We start from the raw sequence: 425 nt of genomic DNA on the forward strand, positions 1-425 counted from the left end.
CATAGACGTAGGCAAGGTTGTTGCGGGAGGTCAGGGTGTCGGGATGGTCGGCGCCCAGCACCCGCTCCTGCTCTGTAAGGGTCTGCTCGTACAGCGGAATCGCCCGGCCCAGATCCCCGACCGCCTGGTAGGCGCCGGCGAGATTGTTGCGGAAGGCCAGTGTCTCGGGATGGTCGGCGCCCAGCACCCGCTCCTGCTCTGTAAGGGTCTGCTCGTACAGCGGGATCGCCCGACCCAGATCCCCGCCCCCCTGGTAGGCGTAGGCGAGATTGTTGCAGAAGGTCAGGGTGGAAAGGTGGTCGGCGCCCAGCACCCGCTGGGAGTCAGTGAGGGTCTGCTCGTACAGCGGAATCGCCCGGCCCAGATCCCCGACCGCCTGGTAGGCGCCGGCGAGATTGTTGCGGAAGGCCAGTGTCTCGGGATGT

At 66.6% G+C, this 425-nt stretch carries 1 protein-coding gene; it reads right to left on the reverse strand.

Translation table 11 applies throughout. The features are described 5' to 3' along the window. Positions 1-425, reverse strand: a 425-nt coding sequence (locus ABTW95_RS35610; RefSeq protein ID WP_500228628.1) for a tetratricopeptide repeat protein, incomplete at both ends; no start/stop codon positions are given.

It is taken from the genome of Spirillospora sp. NPDC127506, from assembly GCF_040302145.1.
Lineage (GTDB): Bacteria > Actinomycetota > Actinomycetes > Streptosporangiales > Streptosporangiaceae > Spirillospora.